Annotated in this window: 13 protein-coding genes; 5 read left to right on the forward strand and 8 right to left on the reverse strand. The window is 68.9% G+C overall.

The annotated features are described in order from the left end of the window. A partial coding sequence (locus ACK59X_RS23170) for a CHASE domain-containing protein (protein ID WP_409960735.1) occupies positions 1-1,924 on the reverse strand: 1,924 nt, incomplete at its 3' end. 5 nt (positions 1,925-1,929) lie between these two features. After that, the gene (locus ACK59X_RS23175; protein WP_409960736.1) at positions 1,930-2,889 is read right to left on the reverse strand and encodes a diguanylate cyclase domain-containing protein; all 960 of its coding nucleotides are present in this window, start codon (positions 2,887-2,889) and stop codon (positions 1,930-1,932) included. 239 nt (positions 2,890-3,128) lie between these two features. Here ACK59X_RS23175 and ACK59X_RS23180 point away from each other — a divergent pair, with 239 nt between their 5' ends. Then, positions 3,129-5,498, forward strand: a complete 2,370-nt coding sequence (locus tag ACK59X_RS23180) for a putative bifunctional diguanylate cyclase/phosphodiesterase (RefSeq protein ID WP_409960737.1) — start codon at positions 3,129-3,131, stop codon at positions 5,496-5,498. A gap of 153 nt (positions 5,499-5,651) precedes the next feature. On the opposite strand, the gene ACK59X_RS23185 is transcribed toward ACK59X_RS23180, so the two are convergent. The 5 genes from ACK59X_RS23185 to mfd all read right to left on the reverse strand — a co-directional run bounded on the left by ACK59X_RS23185 (position 5,652) and on the right by mfd (position 12,473). Continuing rightward, on the reverse strand, positions 5,652-6,158 hold the full coding sequence (locus ACK59X_RS23185) for a RidA family protein (protein WP_409960738.1): 507 nt from the start codon (positions 6,156-6,158) through the stop codon (positions 5,652-5,654). Then, positions 6,155-7,075 (reverse strand): PhzF family phenazine biosynthesis protein, encoded by a 921-nt coding sequence (locus ACK59X_RS23190; RefSeq protein WP_409960739.1) that lies wholly within the window; start codon positions 7,073-7,075, stop codon positions 6,155-6,157. The genes ACK59X_RS23185 and ACK59X_RS23190 overlap by 4 nt, the downstream gene beginning before the upstream one ends. Continuing rightward, on the reverse strand, positions 7,068-8,051 hold the full coding sequence (locus tag ACK59X_RS23195; RefSeq protein WP_409960740.1) for a Bug family tripartite tricarboxylate transporter substrate binding protein: 984 nt from the start codon (positions 8,049-8,051) through the stop codon (positions 7,068-7,070). The genes ACK59X_RS23190 and ACK59X_RS23195 overlap by 8 nt, the downstream gene beginning before the upstream one ends. A gap of 107 nt (positions 8,052-8,158) precedes the next feature. Beyond that, positions 8,159-8,941 (reverse strand): helix-turn-helix domain-containing protein, encoded by a 783-nt coding sequence (locus tag ACK59X_RS23200; RefSeq protein WP_409960741.1) that lies wholly within the window; start codon positions 8,939-8,941, stop codon positions 8,159-8,161. A gap of 52 nt (positions 8,942-8,993) precedes the next feature. After that, positions 8,994-12,473 (reverse strand): transcription-repair coupling factor, encoded by a 3,480-nt coding sequence (mfd, locus tag ACK59X_RS23205; protein WP_409960742.1) that lies wholly within the window; start codon positions 12,471-12,473, stop codon positions 8,994-8,996. A 166-nt stretch (positions 12,474-12,639) separates the two neighbouring features. Here mfd and ACK59X_RS23210 point away from each other — a divergent pair, with 166 nt between their 5' ends. Genes ACK59X_RS23210 through ispF form a run of 3 tightly spaced genes read left to right on the forward strand, consistent with a single transcriptional unit; the run spans position 12,640 to position 16,023 of the window. Further along, positions 12,640-14,565, forward strand: coding sequence for a DUF4253 domain-containing protein (locus tag ACK59X_RS23210; protein WP_409960743.1), 1,926 nt, complete (start codon positions 12,640-12,642; stop codon positions 14,563-14,565). Between the two features lie 46 nt (positions 14,566-14,611). Then, positions 14,612-15,511, forward strand: a complete 900-nt coding sequence (locus tag ACK59X_RS23215) for a 2-C-methyl-D-erythritol 4-phosphate cytidylyltransferase (protein WP_409960744.1) — start codon at positions 14,612-14,614, stop codon at positions 15,509-15,511. 32 nt (positions 15,512-15,543) lie between these two features. Next, a complete protein-coding gene (ispF, locus tag ACK59X_RS23220) occupies positions 15,544-16,023 on the forward strand; it encodes a 2-C-methyl-D-erythritol 2,4-cyclodiphosphate synthase (protein ID WP_409960745.1) in 480 nt (159 codons plus the stop codon). On the opposite strand, the gene ACK59X_RS23225 is transcribed toward ispF, so the two are convergent. Next, positions 16,011-16,676, reverse strand: a complete 666-nt coding sequence (locus tag ACK59X_RS23225; RefSeq protein WP_409960746.1) for a pyridoxamine 5'-phosphate oxidase family protein — start codon at positions 16,674-16,676, stop codon at positions 16,011-16,013. The genes ispF and ACK59X_RS23225 overlap by 13 nt on opposite strands. A 106-nt stretch (positions 16,677-16,782) precedes the next feature. On the opposite strand from ACK59X_RS23225, the gene ACK59X_RS23230 reads away from it, so the two are divergent. Next, positions 16,783-17,586: an aminotransferase class I/II-fold pyridoxal phosphate-dependent enzyme gene (locus ACK59X_RS23230; protein WP_409960747.1), complete on the forward strand. Its 804-nt coding sequence runs from the start codon at positions 16,783-16,785 to the stop codon at positions 17,584-17,586. The last annotated feature ends 83 nt before the right edge of the window (positions 17,587-17,669 follow it).

Raw genomic sequence — 17,669 nt, forward strand, 5'->3', positions numbered from 1 at the left:
GGTCAGCCACGGACACGATGCTGTGCTGGTTCAGCGTTTCCAGCAGCGCCGCGTTGTCCCGCTGAACCGCTGCCAACTGCAGGCGGCTTTCGGTGAGCTCCGTCACGTCGTGCACGAAGGCGTAGAAGCCCTTGACCTGCCCATCGGCAGTATCCGGCAGGTAGTGCACCAGGGAATGGCGTTGCGCAGCTCCCTCGCTGCCGTGCCGGCTCTGCTCGAACATGCGCGCCTCGCCCCGCAGCGCTGCCTGCACATGGGGGGCGGAGACTTCGTACAGGTCATCGCCGATCAGGTCGCGCAGGTGCATGCCTGGCACTGCGGCGGGGTCCATGTGGAACCATTCGCCATACGCCCGATTGGCAACCCGGTTGCGCTGGTCCGTGCCCCAGTAGCCGATCTGTGAAGGCATGGCGTCCAGCACCGTCTGCAGCGCGTGCCGTGCGGACTCCAGGTCGCGCGTGCGCTCGCGCACCTGGTCTTCCAGGCTGGCATTCAACTCGATGACCCGCAGCGCGGCGGCGCGCATTTCGCGCACATCGCGCAGGGTCTTGGCCAAGCCGACGATGCGGCCATGGCTGTCCTTGATGGGGCTGGCGGACACCGAGACATCGATCAGCGTGCCAGCGCGGTGGCGCCGCGACGTCTCGTAGGCCTTGACCCGCTGGCCCCGGGCAACCATCGCCAGCATGGACTCATCCTCGCCCTCGCGCCCGGCAGGCACCAGGAGTTCCTGCGCGGTGTGGCCCAGCACCTCCCCTGCCTCGTAGCCGAAGAGGCGCATGGCTCCGTCGTTCCAGTCGGTGATCACGCCACGCAGGGTCTGCACGATGATGGCGTCGTCCGAGCCCTGCACGATCGCCGCCCGCCGGGCCTGTTCCAGGGACTGGCTGCGCGACCGGTGCATCAGGTGCTGCACGGCGATGGCCAGCGCCGCCGCTGCCATGCCCAGCAGGATCACCATGACCACCTCGCGGCTCTCCGGCGGAAGGTCGAGGGACGCCACGAAGGCGGGTGTGGGCTGCATGTCCACCTCCCATTCGCGGCCGAACAATGGCAGGGTGGTGAGCGCGTCGGACTCTGGCCATGCCGGCGTATCTGCCTGGCTGCCATAGAGCCAGTGGTTCTGGGCTGCCTGCCGGTCGCGAATGCGCAGCCGGAAATACCCCGACTCCACATCCAGCCCGCGCAGGACTTCGTCCATCTGCAGCGGTGCGTACACCCAGCCGCGCAGCGCCCGCTCGCGGTTTTCCGGGGTGTCGGTCGAGGCGCCGGAGCGGTAGACCGGCAGCATGAGCAGTAACCCGCCAGAGGGGGTGCCCGGGTCCTGGATCAGGGTGATGGGCCCGCTCAGGGTGGCCTGGCCGGTGCGCATGGCTGTCAAAGCCGTGGCGCGGCGCGAAGGCTCGGAAGCGATGTCCAGTCCCACGACCGGGCTGTTGCGGCCCAGGGGTTCGATGTACTGGATGATGTAGCGGTCGCCGCCATGCGGTTCGAACTGGCGGATGTTGAATTTGGTCCAGCCTTCGGCACCCACCCTGCGAACGAAGTCTGCCTCGTCTTCTTTTGCAACCCTGTGGATGTACCCGAAGCCCCGAGCGCCCGGGAACTCGCGATCAAAGTCACGGCTTTGGCTGTAGCGCAGAAAGGCATCGTGGTCCAGGTCATCCCCGGCCGCCACCACCGCACCTCGGGTGCCGCGCAGCCCGTACTCGTACTGGCGCATGCGCACGGAGATCTCCTCCATGACACGATCCTTGAGCCGCTCGAAGCGCTGGCTCAGCATGGCCTGGTTTTGCTGCAGTCGTTTGTCGTAGGCCACCACGGCCGCGACCAGGGTCAGGCACGCCACCAGGAGCGCCAGCAGTACCGAGTGCCTTGCCAGGCGGGTCCCGCTGTGGTTGGCGTGGCGCGAGGCGGGAGCCACGGTTGTCAGGCCTCTGGGTCGAAACCGCGCCAGCAATCTCGGCCGCCGTTCTTGGCAGCGTAAAGCGCCTTGTCGGCCTGGCCGATGAGCTTTTGCGGTGCGCCATCGCCCAGGGACCCATCTTGCGCCTGGCATGTCGCCACCCCCACGCTGATGGTGACATGGTCTGTGTGGATTGACTGCGCATGGGGCATGCGCAGCGCACGCACGGCCTGCAGTGCGCGTTCGGCCAGATCCATGGCACCTGCCGCATCGGTGTCCGGCAGCAGGATGGCGAACTCCTCCCCGCCCAGCCTTCCGACGCGGTCACCGGGGCGCTGCGCCACGGACAGCAGGGCCCGCGCCACGGCCTTCAGGCAGCTGTCGCCGGCAGGGTGGCCATAGTGGTCGTTGTAGCGTTTGAAATGGTCCACATCGACCATCAACAGGGAAAGGGGCACAGCGCTGCGAGCGCAGCGTTGCCACTCGCGCTGCAGCAGTTCGTCGAAATGGCGGCGGTTGCTCACGCCGGTCAGCCCGTCGGTGGTTGCGAGATTGCGCAGCTCATCCGTCAGGGTCTTGATCCTCAACTGTGTGCGCACGCGTGCGAGCAGCAAAGCCGCGTTCACGGGTTTTGTGATGAAGTCGACGGCACCCGCCTCCAACGCCCGGACCTCGGCTTCGGTTTCGCCGTGGCTGGTGACAAAAATCACGGGAATATCGGCAAGACGGGGGTCCGCTTTCATGGCGGTGCATACCTCATAGCCTCCCATGCCGGGCATTTCGGTGTCCAACAGCACCAGATCCGGTATGGAGCGTGCCATCAGATCCAGCGCATCCTGGCCGCGTGTGGCAAACCGCAGCTGTGCCACGCCCTTCAGCATCCCGGACAGGACCTGGATCATGGCGGCATTGTCATCAACGATGAGGATGCTCGGGTTCATTCGTTTCTTATTCTGGATTTCGTTGGCGACACAGGCAAGCACATTTTGCGCAGTGCCTTCTCAGGGAGCGTGGAAGCCCGTCAGGCGCAAGCTGGCGGCATAGGGCTTTTTCATTGATACGGCTCTTACGCCAATGCCCGATTTTCACGGGCAGTTTGCAGCTTGCCTTGCCGCGGAGGCTTGATCTGCGTCAATTCCAGACGCCGAAATCTCCCGCCACGCAACAAAGCGCTTATCAATCCGGCCGTTGACCGCCAGAATGTGTTTTGTGGAGGGGCTTCATGATCAACAGGTTGCTGAACAGGATTTCACCGTTCCGCAGTGTGCGGGCGCGCTTCTCGGCGGTCATGGGTGGCACCGGCATCGTGCTGGGGCTGGCGCTGACGATGTTCATGGAATGGCATCTGGAGGACGGCCTGCGCAGCTCGGCGCGCGAAGCCCTGAATGCTGTGGCGGACGAAATCGCCCACGAGCTCAACGAGGACATGAACAACCGGCAGCGCGAGATGGCCCTGATGGCGGACATGATCGCCGGCCGCAACGCCATTGATGTGGATTCGGTCCGCAAGTCCATGGACGAGCTCCATGCCCGCGAGCCCACCTACGCCTGGATCGGCCTGGCCGATGCGCGGGGGCAGGTGATCGCGGCATCCGGTGGGCTGCTGCAGGGCGCCGATGTGTCGCTGCGTCCCTGGTTTGCAGCAGGCCTGCGCGGAGGCTTCGTCGGCGACCCGCACGATGCCGTGCTGCTGGCGCGCTACCTGGCACCGCGCCCCGACGGCGAGCCGCTGCGCTTTCTCGATGTGGCGGCCCCGCTACTGGACCCGCGGGGCATCACCCGGGGTGTGCTGGCAGGGCACCTGCACTGGGATTGGGTGCAGAAGGTGGTCTCCGACACCGTGACCAAGCGCCGAAAGAAGAACACCATCGAAGTGCTGATCGCCAATCGCAAGGGAGAATGGCTGCTGAGTTCCAATCGTCTCAAAAAGCTGCCTAGCGCCTCCCTGCGGGCCATGGAGTCCGACACGGCCTATCTGGTGGCGACCCAGAAGGTGGTGGCATCCGTTCCCGCCGATGGGCTGGGCTGGACGGTGGTGGTGCGCGAAGGCATCGACACCGCACATGCGCCAATCTACCAGCTGCGCAAGCTGATGCTGACAACCACGGCGCTGCTGGCCGCGTTGTTTGCTCTGCTTTCCTGGCTGGTGGCGGGGCGCGTGGTGCGACCCATTGTAGAGTTGGCTGATGCGGCCAGGGGCCATGCACGCAATGCGATCCAGAGGCCGGAGCCACTGCGCCGCAAGGCGGTGGACGAGACCCTGGTGCTGGGTGCAGCCATGGACCAACTGGCCCACCATGACCGGCTTACGGGCCTGCTCAACCGCAGTGAGCTGCTGGCCCGGTTGCAGGATGCCATTGGGCACGCACGCGAGCGCCATTCCTTTGGGGCGTTGCTGTTGGCCAATCTGGACAATTTCACGGTGCTCAACAACACCCGAGGGCACGAGGTGGGCGATCAACTGCTGGTTGCCGTGGCCGACCGCCTGCGCCAACTGGAGGGCGCAGGCGCCGTTCTGGCGCGCATCGGTGGGGACGAATTCCTGGTGCTGCTGCAAGGCCTGGGCCACAGCACCGGCTTGGCGCAGGGGCGCGCCGCAGCGATGGCGACCACCGCATTGTCGCAGTTCGATGCGCCGTTCCTCCTCGATGACGGTGCCTGCATGGCGCAGGCCTCGATCGGGGTGGCCATGGTGGGAGACCACGCTGCCTCGGCGGACGAGGTACTGCAGGGCGCCGAACTGGCCATGCTGGAGGCCAAGAAGCGCGGCAAGGCCCAGGTGGCGATATTTGACCAGAGTATGCGCGAAGCACTGCACGAACGGGTGCAGTTCGAGCAGGATCTCAGGGCTGCCATCCCGGGTCAGTTGGTGGTTTTCTACCAGCCCCAGGTTCGTCTGCCATCGAACCTGCAGGGGGCGGAGCTGTTGGTGCGCTGGAATCATCCTGTGCAGGGCATGGTTTCTCCCGCCCGTTTCATACCGCTGGCGGAAGAGACGGGCCTTGTCCTGCCCATTGGCCGATGGGTGCTGGAGACGGCCTGCCGCACCCTGTGCGAGTGGGCTGCTCATCCAAAGCGCAACCACCTGGTGCTGGCTGTGAATGTGAGCGCCCGGGAGTTCAGCGACCCGGGCTACCTGCAAAGCGTGCGCAGCGTGCTGGACGCTACGGGGGCCAATCCCCATCGCCTGAAGCTGGAGCTGACCGAGAGCGTGCTGGCCACGGACGTGGACAAAGTGGTGGACAAGATGCAGGCGCTCAAGGCCTTGGGTATCAGCTTTTCGCTGGATGACTTCGGCACGGGGTTCTCGTCGCTCAGCTACTTGCAGCGCATGCCTCTGGACCAACTCAAGATTGACCAGTCGTTCGTGCGCGAAATTGCCACAAACCCCAACGATGCCTCCATCGTGCGCGCCGTGGTGGCGCTTGGACAGGGGCTGGGCCTGCAGGTGATCGCCGAAGGCGTGGAGACCGTGGAGCAGCGCGACTTGCTGGCGCGCCATGGCTGCGCCCGCTGCCAAGGCTACCTGTATGGCCGGCCGGCCCCGCTGCAGGAGTTCGAGGCCGCAATCGATCAGCCCTGGGAGCGCTGATTGCATGCGCTCCCTGCCGGGGAGCTGCTTTGGCGCATGTGGCTCGGCACACTCAGGTGCGCAATCCACGGTACCGGAGATGGGTCTTCTTCTGCCCAGGGCCTTCGCGACCTCGAAAGTAGTGTGAACAGGCCCTGCATGCGACCATGATGTCTAGCCGCTGGTCGCAGGTGAGAGCAGTGCATCAAGCTCCAGCTCCACCCACACCCCATCGGGCAGGCTGGCCACGCCCACGGCGCTGCGTGCCGGCAGCGCATGCTGCGGAAACGCGATGGCCAGCACGTCGGAGGCGGCATCGAGCACGAGGGGGTGCGCGCCAAAGCCGGCGCCCGAGCGCACAAAGCCGCGCAGGCGCATGACATGCTGCACCCGGGCCAGCCCACCACCGCAGGCCGTGCGCAGGGCCGCCAGGGCGTTGAGCATGGCCACGCGCGCAGCGTGGCGCGCGGGCTCCAGGTCGGCGTCGGCCTCGCAGATGCCCGAGAGGGGCTTGCCATCGACGCGGCTGGTCTGGCCGCTCACGGCCACCCAGCGCTGGCCTGGCGCCACTTCGTGCACATGGCAGGGTGCATAGCTGCCGCGCGGCAGGGGCGCGGGTGGCAGTGCCAGGCCGGCGGCGGCCAGGCGCTGCTCGGGTGATGTCGAGGCGCCGGGGCTCATGCCATGCCCTCCACCACTTCGCCGCTGAGCCAGCAGCCTGCCACGTTGCCCTGTGCATCGAAGCGCGGCCGCACGGCGATGGCCGAGGGGCTGCCCATGGCATCGCCCTGGCGCACGGTGCACACCACGGGCTGGGCGGGGCTGCCCACGGCGATAGTGCCGGCGGCGGCCAGGTGGCCCCACAGGGCGGCAGCAGCGATACCCGTGGCGGCGTCTTCGGGGTAGCCGGACTTGCGCGGGAACTGGCGCGCGAACACGGTGGGCTCTGCCGCCACCTGCCCGCCGGTGGCCAGCGCATAGGGGTACAGGCCGGTGGAGGCAATGGCGTCGCAGGTGGATTCCATGGCCACGAAGTCCGGCTTGAGGCCATTGAGTGCTGCCACATCGGGCAGCGGCACCAGGGTCTTCACGCGGCTGGTGGCGGCGTTGGTGGTGGGCCGGGGCGTGGAGTCGTGAAGGCGCAGGGTGCGGGCCACCAGGGCGGCTGCGCTGGCGTCCAGCACCTCTTCGCGCACGGCGGGCTGCGATATCCACACGCGCTGGCGTGCCGCGTCCCACGCCACGTCCACCAGGCCGCTCAGGGTCTGCACGCGGGCCGTGTGCGTGGTCCACACGCCCCAGCGGCGCAGCGCCCACAGCGTGCCCACGGTGGCGTGGCCGCACATCTCCATCTCGTGGTGCGGCACAAAAAAGCGCAGGCGCCAGTCGGCACCGGGCGCATCGGCCGGCAGCACGAAGGCCGACTCGTGCCCGTGGGCGCGGGCGATGTCCTGCATCTGCGCGGCGTCCATGCCGCGTGCATCGGCCACCAGGGGCACGGGGTTGCCGCCGCCCGGGCCGTTGACGAACACGCGGATCAGGACGACCTGGCCGGCGGCAGGCAGCGAGGCGGGAAAGGGGAGGGTGTGCTCAGTCAACGCGGGCTCCTACCGTCTTGGCGATGCGGCCCCAATAGGCCGTGTCTCGCACCACCGCGGCCTGCAGCGCATCGGGCGTGCCGGGTGCGGCGTTCACGCCCAGCGCGGCCAGCTCGGCGGCCACGGCACGGTCGGAGAGCACGCTGTTGAGTGCCTGGTTGAAGCGCTCCACCACGGCCTTGGGCGTCTGCGCGGGAAAGACGATGCCGTACCACAGCGACTGGTCGAACCCGGCCATGCCCTGCTGCTGGAAGGTGGGCACGCCCGCCAGCAGCGCATTGGGCGCGGTGGTGGCCACGGCGTGGATGCGACCCGCGCGGATGTAGGGCACCAGGCCGGCCGGGTTGTCGAACATCAGCTGCACCTGGCCCGAGATCAGGTCGGTGTAGGCCGGCGCCGCCCCGCGGTAGGGTATGTGCACCAGCGGCACCTTGGCCAAGGTCTTGAACTGCTCGCCCAGCAGATGCGAGACCGTGCCCGCGCCTACGGATGCAAAGCTGAAGCCCTCGGGCCTGGCCTTGAGCGCGGCCAGCAGGGCCTTGGCGTCGGGCTTGCCCAGGGCGCCCGTGGTGGCCAGCACATAGGGCGATGTGCCGATGAAGCCGGCGTAGGCAAAGTCCTTGGCCGGGTCGAACGGCAGCTTGGGGTACACGCTCACGCTGACCGCGTGGGTGCTGGTGGTGGCCACGCCGGCGGTGTAGCCGTCCGCCGGGGCGCGGGCCACCAGGGCCGAACCCAGGGTACCGCCGGCGCCTGCGCGGTTGTCGATCACCAGGGGCTGGCCCAGCTCCTTCTGCAGCCGAGACTGCAAGGCGCGCGCCACCAGGTCGGTACCACCACCGGCCGGGAAGGGCACGACCAGGGTGATGGGTTTGGCGGGCCAGGCGGGTGTCTGCGCGAGCAAGGGCGCGCAGGTGCTGGCCAGGGCGAGCAGGGCAGCCCTGCGGAGGTGGGAAACGGGGGGCGAGGCGGGCATGGCGAACTCCATCACGAAGGAGGTCCCATGCTAGGAACCGGCGGGCAATCTGGACAACCAGGATGCGACAGGCCGCGATCCGATTTGCGACAGGCGCCGCAAGCGCGTCAGTGCGCTACGGCTTTCAGCAGGCGCGTGAGGTGGCCGCTGGTGGCAAAACCCAATTGCACGCTCACCTGCGCCAGCGGCAGGCCGGTGGTCAGCAGCCGGCGCGCATGCGCGGCCAGCATCTGCCGGCGCAGCGCCACGGGGCTCTGGCCGAACTCGTCCTGGCAGGCGCGCTGCAACTGGCGGGTGGAGGTGCCCAGCTCGCAGGCGATGGCGTCGATGCCGGGCAGGGGCTCGTTCCAGTCCAGCGCCTGGGCAAAGCGTGCCGCCATCTGCCGTGCCGGTGAGAGGGTCCGCGCCAGTTCCAGCGGGCGGGCGCGGGTGATCTGCCGCACCACGGCCTGCACCAGGGGCTCGGCCGCGCGCACATCGAGCGCCGGGGCCAGCAGCGCGTCCCGCATGGACAGGGCCGCCGCATCGAGCCGCAGGGCGCCGCGCCCGTTCAGCGTGCACGCGATCTCGGGTGCCAGGTACAGCTCTCCAGGCTCCTGCTGCGGCGTGGAGGACGGGGTGCGGAGCGCCGGGGCCACGGGCAGCAGGACGGCCTGGCTGCGGGTGAGCAGCATCTGCTCGAAACCGGTGCCGTCGCCAGACCCTCCCTCGTGCTGCCAGGCGCTGCGCAGCGCGCCCTTGCGCGGCCACAGCAGCATGGCGCAGTCGTGCACATGCCAGTCGAACTCGTAGTGCGCCTGGCGGCTGTGGCGCAGCGCAAAGCCCTGGGCCGCCAGTTGGGGCAGCTTGGGCGAGAGCTGGGGTGGGCGCGGGGCGGCGGGGCTCGTCATGTCAACAATGCCTGTGCAGGGATCGTGCCAGATGCGCCCGCCGCCCGCAATCTCAGGCGGTAGCCGGCTGCGGCTGACCCAGCGAGCGCAATATGTCGCGCACCATCTGCGCGCGGTCCTTGGGGTCCTTGAGCTCGCGCTCGATGCGCAGCTTCTCGTTGCCCGCGAGCTTGATGTGCTTGTTCTTCTGGATCAGATCGATGATGCGCATCGGGTCGATGGGCGGCTGGGGCTTGAAGGTGATGTGGATGACGCCCGGGGCGGCATCGACCTTGACCACGCCGTAGGGCTGGCTCAGCACGCGCAGGCGGTGCACGTCGATGAGGGTCTGGGCCTGCGGCGGCAGCTTGCCGAAGCGGTCCACGATCTCTTCGAGCAGGCCGTCGATCTGGTCGGGGTTCTTGGCCGTGGCCAGCTTCTTGTAGAACGACAGGCGCAGGTGCACGTCGCCGCAGTAGTCGTCGGGCAGCAGGGCGGGCGCGTGCCGGTTGATGTCGGTGGTGACTGACAGGGGCGACAGCAGGTCGGGCTCCTTGCCGGCCTTGAGCGACTTGACGGCCTCGCTCAGCATCTCGTTGTACAGCTGAAAGCCCACCTCCAGCATGTTGCCGCTCTGGTTCTCGCCCAGCACCTCGCCCGCGCCGCGGATCTCCAGGTCGTGCATGGCCAGGTAGAAGCCGCTGCCCAGTTCCTCCATCTGCTGGATGGCGTCGAGCCGCTGCGCGGCCTGCTTGGTCAGGCCCTCGGTGTCGGGCACCATGAGGTAGGCATACGCCTGGTGGTGGCTGCGGCCCACGCGCCCGCGCAGCTGGTGCAGCTGCGCCAGGCCGAACTTGTCGGCGCGGCTCATGATGATGGTGTTGGCCGTAGGCACGTCAATCCCGGTCTCGATGATGGTCGAGCACAGCAGGATGTTGTAGCGCTGGGCCACGAAGTCGCGCATCACGCGTTCGAGCTCGCGCTCGGGCATCTGGCCGTGGGCCACGGCGATGCGGGCCTCGGGCAGTATCTCTTCGAGCTTCTGGCGCCGGTTCTCGATGGTCTCCACCTCGTTGTGCAGGAAGTACACCTGCCCGCCGCGCTTCAGTTCGCGCAGCACGGCTTCGCGGATCACGCCCGTGCCCTCGTTGCGCACGAAGGTCTTGATCGCCAGGCGCCGCTGCGGCGCGGTGGCGATGACCGACAGGTCGCGCAGCCCTTCGAGCGCCATGCCCAGCGTGCGCGGGATGGGGGTGGCGGTGAGCGTGAGCACGTCCACCTCGGCGCGCAGGGCCTTCATCTGCTCCTTGTGGCGCACGCCGAAGCGGTGCTCCTCGTCGATGATCAAGAGGCCCAGGTTGTGGAACTTGGTGGATTCGGAGAGCAGCTTGTGCGTGCCCACCACGATGTCCACCGTGCCGTCGCCGATGCCCTTGATGGCAGCGGTGATCTCCTTGCCCGAGCGGAAGCGCGAGACCTCGGCCACCTTCACGGGCCACTTGCTGAAGCGGTCCACCAGGGTCTGGTAGTGCTGCTCGGCCAGCAGCGTGGTGGGGGCGAGGAAGGCCACTTGCTTACCGCCGGTGACGGCGACGAAGGCCGCGCGCAGCGCCACCTCGGTCTTGCCGAAGCCCACGTCGCCGCAGACCAGGCGGTCCATGGGGCGGGGGCTGATCATGTCCTGGATCACCGCGTGGATGGCGGCGTTCTGGTCGGCGGTTTCCTCGAAGCCGAAGTCGTTGGCAAAGGTCTCGTAGTCCTGCGGGCTGTAGCGGAAGGCGTGGCCCTCGCGCGCGGCGCGGCGGGCGTAGATGTTGAGCAGCTCGGCCGCGCTGTCGCGCACCTGCTCGGCGGCCTTGCGCTTGGCCTTTTCCCACTGGCCGCTGCCCAGCTTGTGCAGCGGCGCCTCGTCGGCGCTCACGCCGGTGTAGCGGCTGATGAGCTGCAGCTGGCTCACGGGCACGTAGAGCACGGCCTTGTCGGCGTACTCCAGGTGCAGGAACTCCTGCATGGCGGGCGTGCCGTCGGAGTTCTTGTTGCCCACGTCCATGTTGACCAGGCCGCGGTAGCGGCCGATGCCGTGCGCGCTGTGCACCACGGGGTCGCCCACGTTGAGCTCGGCCAGGTCCTTGATGAGCGCCTCGACGTCGCTCACCTGCTCCTGCTTCTTGCGCCGCCGCGTGGTGGGGCCGGCCGCAAACAGCTCGGTCTCGGTGACGAAGTCGATGCCGTCCTCGACCCAGCTGAAGCCCACGGTGAGGCCGGCGGTGGCGATGCCCACCTTTTCGTCGGCCGTGCCCTGGAACTCGGCCAGCGAGTCGAAGGCCGGTGGGTTCACCCCGCTGGCGCGTAGAAAGTCGAGCAGGCTCTCGCGCCGGCCATCGCTTTCGGCCAGCAGCAGCACGCGGTGCTGGGTGTTGCGGATGTGGGCGTGCAGCCGGGCCAGCGGGTCTTCGGCCCCGCGCACCACCGACAGGTCGCCGAGCTTGTGGAAGTGCGGGTTGTCGTCCACGTCCTCCACGCCGGGGCGGATGGACAGCTGGGCATGCTCCTTGGCGCGCGTGTAGAACTGGTCGGCCGAGAGGAACAACGATTCAGGCGGCAGCGCCGGGCGCTCGGGATCGCCCTGCACCAGGCGAAAACGGTCTTTCGTGTCCTGCCAGAAGCGCTGGAAGGCCGGTTCCAGGTCGCCGTGCAGCACCACGGTGGCCTCGCCGCCCAGGTAGTCGAAGACGGTGGCCGTGTCGTCGAAGAACAGCGGCAGGTAGTACTCGATGCCGGCCGTGGCCACGCCGTTGCCCATGTCCTTGTAGATGCGGCTCTTGGTGGGGTCGCCCTCGAGCATCTCGCGCCAGCGGCTGCGGAATTTGGCCCGGGCATCATCGTCCATGGGGAATTCGCGCCCGGGCAGCAGGCGCACCTCGGGCACGGGGTACAGGCTGCGCTGGCTGTCGGGGTCGAAGGTGCGGATGCTGTCGATCTCGTTGTCGAACAGGTCCACCCGGTAGGGCACCAGCGAGCCCATGGGGAACAGGTCGATCAGCCCGCCGCGCACCGCGTACTCGCCCGGGCTCACCACCTGGGATACATGGCTGTAGCCGGCCAGCGTGAGCTGGGCCTTGAATTTGGCTTCGTCGAGCTTTTGCTTGACCTTGAAGTGGAAGGTGTAGCCCGCCAGGAAGGACGGCGGCGCCAGCCGGTACAGCGCCGTGGTGGCGGGCACCAGCACCACGTCGGCCCCGGTGTCCTTGTCCTTTTGGCTGATGCGCCAGAGGGTGGCCAGGCGCTCGCTGATCAGGTCCTGGTGCGGGGAGAAGGTGTCGTAGGGCAGCGTCTCCCAGTCGGGGAACAGGGCGCAGCGCAGGCTGGGCGCGAAAAACGCCATTTCCTCGATGAGGCGCTGTGCATCGGTGGCGTCGGCCGTGACGATGGCGGTGGTGCGGCCGGCGGCCTTGTCACGTTCGGCCAGGCGGGCCAGCAGCAGCGAATCGGCGCTGCCCACGGGGCGGGGCAGGGTGAAGCGTTTTCCGGGGGAGAGTTTGGGCAGTTCCATGCGGACGGAGTCGGTCGTCTGGGCCACCGCATCCCCTGGGCGCAGGGCGCGCACGGGGCGGAATGGGGGCCAACAGACCATTTTAGGACCTGTGCATGTTTCATGCCGAAGGCGGTGCACGAAGATGACATGAGAGGCTCTTACACTCCCGCAAAAGGGGGAGTTCATGACCGCACTGACCACGCACCATTTGCACGACCAACGCCTCGATGGCGCCCTGAAAGAACTGCTGGACAACGCACGCCTGGCCGCCGTGGCCGGCCACGCGCCAACAGCCCTGGCTGCCCTGGCGCTGCTGCTGGTGCCCCAGGGCGCCTGGCGGTTGCCCGCACACGGCGCCCTGGTCACGCAGGTGCAGCGGCTGCTGCCCCCGGTGGCGCTGCTGGCGGGCCGGGCTTGCCCGGCCGTGGGTGGGCAGGAGGCCATGGACCCTGCCTTGCTGGCCGACTGGGCCAGCCAGCAAGCGCAGGCATTGCTGCAGTCGCTTGCCCAACCGGGCCGGCTGCAGCTGGCACCCGCGGGCGAGGGCTGGTCGCCCGACGTCCTGGCCACGCTGGTGCAGCGCCAGGGCGCCGCTGGCGACCCGCGCCCGCATGCGGCCTTTGGCGCCTTCTGCATGGATGCCGAACTGGTGCTCAAGGCGCGCGTGGCGCAGCTGCCTGGCGTGCAAGATGCCCTGGGCGGTGATGTGCCCACGGCCGACGATTTGGCCGCCCTGGGCCTGCCCGAGGAGGAGGTGGCCGCCATGCTGGCGCAGCTGCAGTCTGCCGGACACATCGACGTGGCGCCCGCGGCCGAGGCCACCGGCACGCTGGCCATTGCGCGCGCCATGGCCGCGTACCTGCGCGCCACGGGCTTTGCCGGTGGCTACCTGGTGCACAACATCTGGCAGGCCGCCTGGCTGCTGCTGGCACACGAGGGGCGGGACGGCGACGCGGTGGAAGTGGCCGCCGCCTGGCTGGCCCACGATGCGCGGGCCGCCGCGACCGGGCTGCTCGACCTGGCCGTGGTGCCCGCCGCTGCGCGCCTGCTGCGCGCGGGCCAACTGGCACAGGCTGTGGGCCTGGACGAAACGGCCGTGGCCGGCTGGCTCGCGGCCCTGGGCACACGCTCCGTGCCTGCGCCTGCGGATTCCGCGCCGCCCGCAGAGGTCGCAGGCACGCCTGCGGAGCCGCGCGAAGCCTGGCTGGCCCGCCTGCAGGGCACGCCCCTGGCCGGGCTGGACTGGCTGGCGCTGCCGGTGCCCGGCCATGCTGGCGCGGACAGCGGCCAGATCGCCTGGGCCGCGCAGGTGCCTGTGGGCGAGCGCCAGGCCCTGTGGCAGGCGGCGCGGGCACTGGTGGAGCAGGGCAGCGGCCGCTGGCCCGTGGTGACCACCCTCTGGACCGGGGGTTCCGAGGCGCCTGGCGCCGAGGCCCTGGCCGACGATCTGTTCATGCGCTTCCCCTACGAGCAGGGCGCGGCGCGCGACGATGTGTCGCCGCGCTCCCTGGTCTCGACCGCGCGCGGCCTCGACCCGCAGGACCTGCTGGCTGAACTGGCAGAGTCCTCCTATCCCCTGGACGAAGAAGACCAGGTGGAAGCCTGGCGCAGCGAACTCGATGCCGCGGGTGTGGCCGCCGACGAGGCTGGTTTTGACGCCGCCTGGGCCGACTGTGCGGGCGACCGTCTGCGCTTCGAGCGCTGGCTGGCAGCGCTGGAAGAAGCCCAGGGCGTGGCCGACCCCGAGCGTGGCCGCCAGGAGCGCTTCGACCCCGACAACGCCTGGCTGGTGCTGCTGCCCACGCCGCACAGCGAAGAAGCCCTGGCCTACCTGCACTGGTACGGCATGGAGCGGGGCCCCGCCGACGGCTTCATCGCACTGCTGCGCCGCTGGCGCGAGCGGCATGGCGCAGAGCTGTGGGCACACTACGGCACCATGCTGGAATTCGAGGTGCGCCAACCGCCGGAGGACTTCGTTACGGCCTTGGAGCTGGCGCGTGAGCACGATCTGGCGGCGCCCTGCACCCTGGCACTGCCCGGCATTCCCTTGCGCCACCATGCCTTGGGCCTGATGGGGCATGGCACCTGGTTCCTGCACGAAAGGCCGTGACCCATCGGCGGTGGAGAGGGGCCAAGCCTCCTAAAATGGCGGCCTCATGACCATCGACCCGCTGCTGCAACCCTCGCTCGCCGCCCCGCATGCCCCCACGCCGGGGCGTTTCTGGGCGCTGGTGCCCTGTGCGGGCACGGGCTCGCGCGCCGTGGCGCCGCCGCCAGCGGCTCCGGCGGGTTCCACCATCTCTGCCTTTGGCGCCCTGGCCGGGGCCGCGGGCGAGCCACTGGCCCCCACGCTGCCCAAGCAGTACCACCTGGTGGCCGGCCACCCCATGGTGATGCACACCCTGGCCGCGTTTGCGGGGGTGGCCCGCCTGGCGGGCACGCTGGTGGCCGTGGCGCCGGGCGACCGGTACCTGGACCAGCATCCGCACCCCTCGTACTTCGTGGTGGACTGTGGCGGCCCCACGCGCGCGGCCACGGTACAGGGCGGCATCAGGGCGCTGCAGGAGCGCGGCGCCCAGCGCGATGACTGGGTGCTGGTGCACGACGCCGCTCGCTGCCTGGTGACGGCCGAGCAGATCGACCGGCTCATCGACGCCTGCGCCGGTGATTCCGTGGGCGGCCTGCTGGCGCACCAGCTGGCCGACACGCTCAAGACCTCCATCGACGGGCCGGGCGGTGTGCGCGTGGCCTCCACGGTGGACCGCAGCAACAAATGGCTGGCGCAGACGCCGCAGATGTTCCGCATCGGCCCGCTGCTCGATGCGCTGGCCAAGGTGGGCACCAATGTCACCGACGAGGCCAGCGCCATGGAAGCCATGGGCCTGCACCCGCGCCTGGTGCCGGGCGGTGCGCAGAACTTCAAGGTGACCTACCCCGACGACTTCGCGCTGGCCGAGGCCGTGCTGGCGCAGCGCGGCCACGGCACCACGCTGTCGCGCTTTGGCGGCGATCGCGGGCTGGGCGCCAGCGAAACTGGGCGCAAGACTATTTTTTAATCCGCCCCGCAGGGGTGAGACCGAAGGAACACATGAATTTCAGGATTGGTGAAGGGTGGGATGTGCATGCCCTGGTCCCAGGGCGCCCGCTGGTCATTGGCGGTGTCACGATTCCCCACACCATGGGCCTGCTCGGGCATTCCGATGCCGATGTGCTGCTGCACGCCATAACCGACGCCATCCTCGGCGCGGCGGGCCTGGGCGACATCGGCCGGCATTTCCCCGACACCGATGCCCAGTTCCGCGGTGCCGATTCGGCCGTGCTGCTGGCCGAGGCCGCGCGCCGCGTGCGTGCCGCTGGCTACGCCATCGGCAACGTCGACAGCACCGTGGTGGCCCAGGCCCCGCGCCTGGCCGCGCACATTCCGGGCATGCGCGAGTGCATCGCCAAAGCCCTGCAGGTGCAGCCCGATCAGGTCAACGTGAAGGCCAAGACGGCCGAGCGCCTGGGGCCCGTGGGCCAGGGGCTTGCCATGGAGGCGCGGGCTGCGGCCTTGATCTACAAGGCCTGAGCTTCCGCAGCCCAGGCTGCCACATAGCCCGGCGTGGCCGCGGTGTTCAGCGGGTCCGCCACGGGCGTGCCGCGCACCTGCACCAGCGGCAGCACGCCGGCCCATACCGGGTGCTGCATGTCTTCTTCATCGTCCACCGGCGGGCCGTTGCGCACCTTGCAGGCGGCTTCATCGAGGGCGATGCGCATCACCGTGGTGGCCGCAAACTCCTTGTCGTTGCCGGCGCGGATCTCGGCCTGCCGGCCCACGGCCAGGTGGTCCATCAGCGCCGCCAGCGATGCGTGCTTGTCGGCAACGGGCTCGAAGCGACCATAGACCATGGCCGAGCGGTAGTTCATCGAGTGGTTGAATGCCGAGCGCGCCAGCACCAGGCCGTCGAGGTGGGTGATGGTCACGCAAGCCTGTATGCCCTTGCCCAGCCACTTGATCAGGCGCCCGCCGTTGGAGCCATGTATGTACAAGTGCTCGCCCTCACGCCAGCAGGCCGTGGGGATGCAGTGCGTGCCCTTGTCGTCGGCAAAGGCCACATGGCACAGGTAGGCCGCGTCGATGATGGCGTGCAGCGTGGCGCGCTCGTAGCGGGCGTTTTCGGCCACGCGGCGCACGCGGGTGCGGTCGGAGGGGGGCAGGGCGGTGGCGGCGGTGTCGTTCACGGGTCGTGGTTCCGGTGGGATGTTGCTGAGGGATCGGAATGTAGGACCTTCGTGGTGCCAGAATAAGACCCACAGAACCACTATTTTCTAGGGCCACGGAAACGCGATGGAGTTCCAGCTTCTGTTCGATGCCTTCAAGGCACAGGCCGCGCACCTGCGCTGGCCGCAGCAGCGCCAGTTGCACGAGTGCCTGCGCCAGGGCATCCGCAGCGGCACGCTCGCCAGCGGCGCGCGGCTGCCCGCCAGCCGCACGCTGGCGGCCGAGCTGGGCGTGGCGCGCAACACCGTGCTCTATGCCTATGAGCAATTGGCGAGTGAAGGCTTCATAGCGGCCAGCCGGCGCGGCAGCGTGGTCGCGCCCCTGGCCGGCCGGCTGCTGGGGGCTGCGCCCCGGGGCGAACCAGCGCCGCGCGCCAGCCTGTCGCGGCGCGCGCAGCACATGCCGCTGCTGCCCGGCTCGGAGACCGCAGCCGCTTTCGCGCCCGGCGTGCCCGCGCTTGGCGATTTCCCCGTGCAGCGCTGGCGGCGCCTGCTGGACCGGGCCTGGTCCTCGCTCACGCCTGCAGAACTCAACTACGCCGACCCGGCCGGCGAGCCCGCGCTGCGCGAGGCCATTGCCGGCCACCTGCGCGTGGCGCGCGGCGCGCTGGTCGATGCCGCGCAGGTGTTCATCACCGACGGCACGCAGGGCAGCCTGGACCTGGCCGCCCGCGCGTTTGCCGATGCCGGCGACAAGGTGTGGATGGAGAACCCCGGCTATCAGAGCCTGTTCAAGATCTTTTTGGAGCCGCGCAAGTGCCTATTCGGGATGGGATGCAAGGCGCGGTGCGCAGCCACTAGCTCGGCGATTGGCAAGCGCCGCAACGCCGCAGACCGCCCGAAAAGGCACTTGCCCTTCGGGTTGGAGTGAAATCGGGCGATTGGACGCCCCGGCTGCTTGCATGGGCACGAGCCCATGCGGCGCATCCGAAGCATCCACTCATCCCGATTGCA

The organism is Acidovorax sp., assembly GCF_046339755.1.
In the GTDB taxonomy this organism is placed as follows: Bacteria; Pseudomonadota; Gammaproteobacteria; order Burkholderiales; family Burkholderiaceae_C; genus Acidovorax.

Coding starts and splice junctions, on each gene's coding strand:
- ACK59X_RS23180 (WP_409960737.1), top strand. CDS start 3,129: ATGATCAACAGGTTGCTGAACAGGATTTCACCGTTCCGCAGTGTGCGG.
- ACK59X_RS23185 (WP_409960738.1), bottom strand. CDS start 6,158: ATGAGCCCCGGCGCCTCGACATCACCCGAGCAGCGCCTGGCCGCCGCC.
- ACK59X_RS23195 (WP_409960740.1), bottom strand. CDS start 8,051: ATGCCCGCCTCGCCCCCCGTTTCCCACCTCCGCAGGGCTGCCCTGCTC.
- ACK59X_RS23200 (WP_409960741.1), bottom strand. CDS start 8,941: ATGACGAGCCCCGCCGCCCCGCGCCCACCCCAGCTCTCGCCCAAGCTG.
- mfd (WP_409960742.1), bottom strand. CDS start 12,473: ATGGAACTGCCCAAACTCTCCCCCGGAAAACGCTTCACCCTGCCCCGC.
- ACK59X_RS23210 (WP_409960743.1), top strand. CDS start 12,640: ATGACCGCACTGACCACGCACCATTTGCACGACCAACGCCTCGATGGC.
- ACK59X_RS23215 (WP_409960744.1), top strand. CDS start 14,612: ATGACCATCGACCCGCTGCTGCAACCCTCGCTCGCCGCCCCGCATGCC.
- ispF (WP_409960745.1), top strand. CDS start 15,544: ATGAATTTCAGGATTGGTGAAGGGTGGGATGTGCATGCCCTGGTCCCA.
- ACK59X_RS23230 (WP_409960747.1), top strand. CDS start 16,783: ATGGAGTTCCAGCTTCTGTTCGATGCCTTCAAGGCACAGGCCGCGCAC.